We start from the raw sequence: 7,668 nt of genomic DNA on the forward strand, positions 1-7,668 counted from the left end.
GGGGATCTGGTGTATTGGCGTGCCGATGGGCAGCTGCGATACCTGGGCCGCGCCGATGAGCAGGTCAAGATCCGCGGGTATCGCATCGAGCTCGGTGAGATCCGGGCGGCGTTGGCCGGCTGCGATGGGGTGGAGCAGGCGGCGGTGATCGCCCGCGAGGACCGCCCGGGCGATAAGCGCCTGGTCGGCTATGTCACCGGCAGCGCCGACCCGGCGCGGATCCGCGCCAGGCTTGCCGAGCAGTTGCCGGCCTATATGGTGCCGGCCGCGGTGGTAGTGCTCGACGCGCTGCCGCTGACCCCCAACGGCAAACTCGACAAACGGGCCTTGCCGGCACCTGAATATCAGGAGGCCGATCACTATCGCGCCCCGGCCACTCCCACCGAGGAGATCCTGGCTGGTGTCTATGCCCAGGTGCTGGGCTTGGAGCGGGTCGGGGTCGACGACTCATTCTTTGATTTGGGTGGCGATTCGCTGTTGGCGATGCGGATGATCGCCGCGGTCAATACCGGTCTGGATGCCGGGCTGTCGGTGCGCGCTGTGTTTGAAGCGCCCACAGTGGCCCAGCTGGCACCCCGTCTGGGTGGGGAGGCCGGTCGGGTTGAGCCGTTGATGCCGGTGGAGCGGCCCGCGGTGGTTCCGCTGTCGTTTGCGCAGAACCGGTTGTGGTTCCTTGATCAGTTGCAGGGGCCCTCACCGATTTACAACATGGCGGTGGCGTTGCGGCTGGGCGGGCAGTTGGATGCTCAGGCGCTTCGCCAGGCGCTGGCCGATGTGGTGGGCCGCCACGAGAGCCTGCGCACGTTGTTCCCGGAGGTTGAAGGGGTACCGCGGCAGCTGGTAGTCCCTGTTGAGCGGGCCGACTTTGGTTGGGACGTCATCGATGCCAGCGGGTGGTCGGGAGCCCGGCTCGATGAGGCCATCGATGAGGTGACCCATCACGCATTCGACCTGGCGACCGAGATCCCGTTGCGGGCACGGCTTTTCCGGGTCGGTGACGCGGAGCATGTGCTGGTGGCGGTGGTGCACCATATCGCCGCCGATGGCTGGTCGGCCGGTCCGCTGGTGCGTGATCTGGGGGTGGCGTATGGCGCCCGGTGCGCGGGGCAGGCGCCGGGCTGGGCGCCGTTGGCGGTGCAGTATGTCGATTACACGCTGTGGCAGCGCGCGCAGTTCGGCGAGTTGGCCGATCCGCACAGCCGCATCGCCGCGCAGCTGGCCTATTGGGAGCGGGCGCTGGCGGGGATGCCCGAGCGGCTGGTGTTGCCCACCGATCGGCCCTATCCGCCGGTCGCTGATTACCGCGGCGCCCGGGTGGCGCTGCAGTGGCCGGCGGACTTGCAGCAGCAGATTGCCCGGGAGGCTCGTGAGCACAACGCCACCAGCTTCATGGTGGTGCAGGCCGCGCTGGCGGTGCTGTTGGCCAAGCTGGCCGCCAGCAGCGACGTAGCTGTGGGGTTCCCGATCGCCGGGCGCGGGGACCCGGCGCTGGATGAATTGGTGGGGTTTTTCGTCAACACCTTGGTGTTGCGGGTCGACGTTGCCGGTAATCCCACCGTGGATGAGCTGCTGGGACAGGTCCGGGCGCGGGCCCTGGCTGCTTTCGAGCATCAGGATGTGCCGTTTGAGGTGTTGGTGGAGCGACTCAACCCGACTCGATCGTTGACTCATCACCCGCTGGTGCAGGTGGTGGTGGCGTGGCAGAACTTCGCCCGGCAAGACAGCGATGCCGCGGAAATGAGGTTGGGGGATGTGCAGGTTACGCCGCTGGCAGTGGATACCCGTACTGCCCGCATGGATTTGACGTTTTTCCTGGCGGAGCGCTGGAGCGAGGACGATGAGCCGGCCGGCATTTGCGGGGAGGTGGAGTTTCGCACCGATGTGTTCGACGCGGCCAGCATCGAGGCGCTGATCGAGCGGTTGGAGCGGGTGGTGGCGGCGATCACCGCCGATCCGGCGCGGCGGTTGTCGTCGATCGATGTGCTCGATGGGGCTGAGCACGCGCGGCTGGATGCGTGGGGCAATCGGGCGGTATTGACCCAGCCGGCCACTACGCGGTCGGCGTCGATTCCGGTGTTGTTTGACGAGCAGGTGGCGCGCGCCCCCGAGACGGTGGCGGTCAGTTGCGGGGAGCGGTCATGGACTTATCGCGAGGTGGAGCAGGCGGCCAACCGGTGGGCGCATCTGCTGGCCGGCCACGGTGTAGGCCCTGGTGACTGCGTGGCGCTGCTGTTGGAGCGGTCGGTCGAGGCGGTTGTGGCGATGCTGGCGGTGTTGAAGACGGGGGCAGCATATGTCCCGATCGACCCGGCGGCGCCGGTGGCGCGGCTGGAGTTCATGGTCGCTGATGCCGAGCCGATGGCCGCGATCACCACCGCACAGCTGCGTCCGCGGCTGGGCCGGTGTGACCTGCTGGTACTCGATATTGACGACCCCGCGGTGGACAGCCAATCCAGCACCGCGCTGCCGGCGCCGGGTGCGGACGATATTGCTTACCTCATTTACACCTCCGGCACCACCGGGGTGCCCAAGGGGGTGGCCATACCCCACCGAAACCTGACCCGCCTGCTGGAGGCGCTGGATGCTGAGGTCGAGCGCGGGGGCGTGTGGACGCAGTGTCATTCGTTGGCGTTCGACTTTTCGGTGTGGGAGATCTTCGGTGCGCTGCTGAACGGTGGGCGGCTGGTGGTCGTGCCCGACGCGGTGGTGCGCTCCCCGGAGGAGCTGCACGCCGTGTTGGTCGCTGAGCAGGTCGGGGTGCTGAGCCAGACTCCGTCGGCGTTTTATGCGCTGGAAACCGCCGACACGCTATCACCCGAACTGCGAGATCAGCTCAAGCTGGAGACCGTGGTGTTCGGCGGGGAAGCGCTCGAACCGCAACGTCTTCGGACCTGGCTGCACAACCATCCGGGGTCACCGCGGCTGCTCAATATGTATGGCATCACCGAGACGACCGTGCACGCATCATTGCGGCAAATCGTCGACGCCGATGTGGACACCATGGCGAGCCCGATCGGGATGCCGCTGCCGCATCTCGCGTTTTTCGTGCTGGATGGGTGGTTGCGCTCGGTGCCGGCCGGTGTGGAGGGCGAGCTCTATGTGGCCGGTGCGGGGCTGGCGTATGGGTATATCGGCCGGGCCGGATTAACCGGGTCGCGGTTTGTAGCCTGCCCGTTCGGGGAGGCGGGGGCGCCGGGAATACGGATGTATCGCACCGGGGATTTGGTGCGCTGGCGCGATGACGGGCAGCTTGATTATGTGGGCCGCGCCGATGAGCAGGTCAAGATCCGCGGCTATCGCATCGAACTCGGCGAAGTGCAGGCCGCATTGGCCGCCCTGGATGGGGTTCAGCAGGCAGTCGTGATCGCCCGGGAGGACCAACCCGGCGATAGACGGCTGGTCGGATATGCGACTGGCAGCCCTGAGCCGACTGTGATTCGGGAGAAGCTAGCCGAGCGCTTGCCGGCCTACATGGTGCCGGCCGCGGTGGTAGTGCTCGACGCGCTGCCGCTAACGGTCAACGGCAAACTCGACACCCGCGCCCTGCCGGCCCCGGAATACCGCGACAACGATCAGTACCGGGCTCCGGCCACCACCGTCGAGGAGATTCTGGCCGGCATCTACGCACAGGTACTCGGTTTGGAGCGGGTGGGGGTCGACGAGTCGTTTTTCGAGCTGGGTGGAGACAGCATCCTGTCGATGCAGGTGGTGGCGCGGGCGCGCGCGGCGGGCCTGCTGTGTCGGCCACGCGACATCTTCGTCGAGCAGACGGTGGCCCGGCTAGCCCGGGTGGCCACGGTGGCCGCCGGGCAGACTGGCCCAGTCGATGACGGTGTTGGAGCGGTGGTTGCGACCCCGATCATGCGCTGGCTGCAAGGCCTGGATGGCCAGGTGGAGCAGTTCAACCAGACGATGCTGCTGCAGGCCCCGGCTGGGGTGAGCCAGGCTGACGTGGTGGTGCTGCTGCAGGCGGTGCTGGATCGGCATGCCATGCTGCGGGCCCGTGTCGATGACGACGCGGCGGGGGGCTGGCTGTTGACGGTGCCCGAGGCGGGCTCGGTGGACGCTAGCACCTGCCTGCAATCCGTGGACGTGCTCTCCGATGCGGCGCTGATACGAGCGCGCTCTCGGCTCAACCCACACGCTGGGGTGATGCTGCGCGCGTTGTGGGCTGGCTGCACGGGCCAGTTGGTGCTGATCGTTCACCATCTGGCTGTTGATGGGGTGTCGTGGCGGATCCTGGTTGAGGACCTCAACCTGGCCTGGGTCCAGCACCAGGCCGGGCAACCGATCGCCCTGCCGGCACCGGGCACGTCGTTTGCCCGGTGGGCGGCGCTGCTGGCCGAGCACGCCCACCATCCCGAGGTGATTGATCAGGCCGAGGCGTGGCGGCGGGTGGCGGCCACCCCGGCGGTGTTGCCGGCGGTACAGCCTCGGGTGGACACCTTTGCCACGGCCGGGCACCTGTCGGCGTCGCTGGATGCCGAGACCACTCGGATGCTGCTGGGTGAGGTGCCGGCGGCGTTCCACGCCGGTATTCACGACATTCTGCTGATCGCTTTCGGATTGGCGGTGGCGCAGTTTGTCGGCCAGCCCGGCGTGCCGATCGGCATCGACGTGGAGGGTCATGGGCGTCACGAGGAGCTGGGCGCCGAGGTGGATTTGTCGCGCACGGTGGGCTGGTTCACCACCAAATATCCGGTGGCGTTCACGGTCGACCCCCTGGATTGGGAGCACGTGCTGGCCGGCGCGGCCGGGCTGGGAGCGGTGATCAAGGACGCCAAGGAGCAGCTGCGCGCCCTGCCGCACCCGCTGAGCTATGGTGTGCTGCGCTATCTGAACCCCGAGGTGAACCTCGATGGTTCGGATCCGCCGATCGCGTTCAACTATTTCGGGAGGCTTGGCCCCGCGGCCGAGTTGTCTGGTGATTTGTGGCGGCTCTCCTCTGAGGGCTTGTCGCTGACCGGTGCGACGGCGGCGGTGCCGATGGCATTGGGGCACACCGTGGAGCTCAACGCCGCCACCGTCGACACTGGCACCGGCCTGCAGCTGCACGCCACCTGGACCTGGGCCCAATCAGCGCTGGATCGCGCGCAGGTCAGCCGGTTGGGCCGGTTGTGGTTTGAAGCATTGGCCGGTATCTGCGCGCATGTGCAAGCTGGTGGCGGCGGGTTGAGCCCGTCGGATGTCGCGCCGGCCCGGCTGAGCCAGCAGCAGCTCGACGAGCTCTACCAGCAATACAACATTGCTGACGTGTTGCCGTTGACCCCACTGCAGCAGGGGTTGCTATTTCATGCCAGCACCGCCCAGGGCAGCGATGTGTATGCGGTGCAGGTGGACATCACCGTCACCGGTGCACTCGACCAACATCGGCTGCGCGAAGCGGTGCGCGCGGTAATCACCCGGCACCCCAACCTAGTAGCCCGTTTCTGCGATCAGTTCGACGAGCCGGTGCAGGTCATCCCCGCTGATCCCGTGTTGCCCTGGCGTTACGTCGAACTGGACGGCGACGTAGATGTCGATGTCGAGGAACAGGTCGCGGGGGTTCGCGCCGCCGAACGTGATGCGGTTTGCGATTTGGCGCATCAGCCGGCGTTTCGGGCGGTGTTGATCCGCACCGGAGCAGACCGGCATCGGCTGGTACTGACCAATCACCACATCGTTCTCGATGGTTGGTCGATACCTATCCTGCTGCGCGAGATAATCGCTGGGTACTACGGGCAACGGCTGCCCGCTCCTGCGCCCTATCGCAGCTTTATCACCTGGTTGACTGGCCGGGATCGCGCTGCGGCCCAAGCAGCGTGGCGCGAGGTGTTCGCGGGCTTTGACACTCCCACCCTGGTGGGTCCGCCGGGCCGGTTAGGGCTTGGGCCACGACGGGTGGAATCGCACCGGGTGCCGGAGGAAACCACACGGGCGCTTAGCGAACTGGCCCGCACATCTCACACCACAGTCAACATCGTGCTGCAGGCCGCCTGGGCGCAGCTATTGATGTGGCTGACCGGCCAGCATGATGTCGCCTTCGGCACCGCGGTCTCGGGTAGGCCGACCGAGGTTACCGGGGCGGAGTCGATGGTGGGCCTCTTCATCAACACCGTGCCGGTGCGGGCGCGCATCAGCCCGACGACCACCATCGCTGACCTCCTCGAGCAGCTCCAAAGCACTCACAACCACACACTTGAGCACCAGCACCTGGCGCTTCCCGAGATCCACCGCGCCACCGGTCATGACCAATTGTTCGACGCCTTCTTTGTCTACGAAAACTATCCGGTCGACACCGCCGCGTTGTTGGGCAACCACGAGTTGGCTATCACCGAGATCACTATCCGCGAATCCACCCACTACCCGCTTTCGGTGATGGCCCAGCCGGGCCGGGAACTCGGTCTTCGTGTCGAATACGACACCGATGTCTTTGACGCGGCCAGCATCGAAAGGATGATCAAGCGCTTCAAACGAGTGTTGGCGGCGATGACCGCTGATTTGGGGCAGCCGTCGTGACCGCGGATTTGACGCGGCGGTTGTTGTCGATCGATTTGCTCGATGATGATGAGCACGCCGATCTCGATGGGTGGGGTAATCGGGCGGTGTTGACGGCGCCGGCGCGGGTGGGGGCGTCGATTCCGGTGTTGTTTGCTGCGCAGGTGGGGCGTAGCCCGGAGGCGGTGGCGCTGAGTTGCCGGGGCCGGTCAATGACGTACCGCGAGCTGGATGAGGCGGCTAATCGGTTGGCTCATCTGCTGGTCGGCCAGGGGGTGGGCCCGGGTGAGCGGGTGGCGTTGTTGTTGTCGCGGTCGGCTGAGGCGATTGTGGCGATTTTGGCGGTGCTCAAGAGTGGGGCGGCCTATGTGCCGATCGACCCGGCGTTGCCGGCGGCGCGGATGGAGTTCATGCTCGACGATGCGGCGCCGGTGGCCGCGATCACCACGGCGGATCTGCGGGCGCGGCTAGACGGCCGCGACGTGGTGGTGGTCGATGTCGAGGATGCCCGCATCCAGGGCTGTCCGGTCACGGGGTTGCCGGCGCCGGCGGCAGATGATCTTGCGTACCTGATTTACACCTCGGGCACTACCGGGGTGCCTAAGGGGGTGGCCATCACTCACCGCAACGTCACCCAGCTGCTGGAGGCACTTGGTGCTGGGATGCAGGTGGCGGATCAGGTGTGGTCGCAGTGGCATTCGTTGGCCTTCGATGTCTCGGTGTGCGAGATGTGGGGTGCGCTGTTGTATGGCGGGCGGCTGGTGGTGGTGCCTGAGTCGGTGGCCCGCTCGCCGCAGGATTTTCACGCCTTGTTGGTCGGTGAACAGGTCAGCGTGTTAAGCCAGACCCCGTCGGCGTTTTATGCTTTGCAGACCGCCGATGCGCTGCGGCCTGAGCTAGGTGAGCGGCTCAAACTTCAGGCTGTGCTGTTCGCCGGGGAAGCGTTGGAGCCCCAGCGTTTGAGGACCTGGGTAGATCACCATCGCGGGTCGGCGCGGCTGCTCAATCTGTATGGCACCACCGAGACGACGGTGCATGCCTCGTTGCGGGAGATCATGGGCGACGATCTTGACAGCAGTGCCAGCCCCATTGGGGTGCCATTGGCGAGCCTGGCGTTTTTTGTGCTGGATGCGGGGTTGCGCCGGGTGTCGGCGGGTGTGGTGGGGGAGTTGTATGTGGCCGGTGCCGGGG

General features: G+C 66.5%; 2 protein-coding genes. Both read left to right on the forward strand.

The annotated features are described in order from the left end of the window. A partial coding sequence (locus tag ACFE99_RS19960) for an amino acid adenylation domain-containing protein (RefSeq protein WP_375488157.1) occupies window positions 1-6,498 on the forward strand: 6,498 nt, incomplete at its 5' end. Further along, window positions 6,495-7,668 (forward strand): AMP-binding protein (locus ACFE99_RS19965; RefSeq protein ID WP_375488158.1); only part of this gene is annotated, 1,174 nt, incomplete at its 3' end. The genes ACFE99_RS19960 and ACFE99_RS19965, both read left to right, overlap by 4 nt.

The sequence above is a fragment of the uncultured Mycobacterium sp. genome (genome assembly GCF_964249325.1).
Classification (GTDB): domain Bacteria; phylum Actinomycetota; class Actinomycetes; order Mycobacteriales; family Mycobacteriaceae; genus Mycobacterium.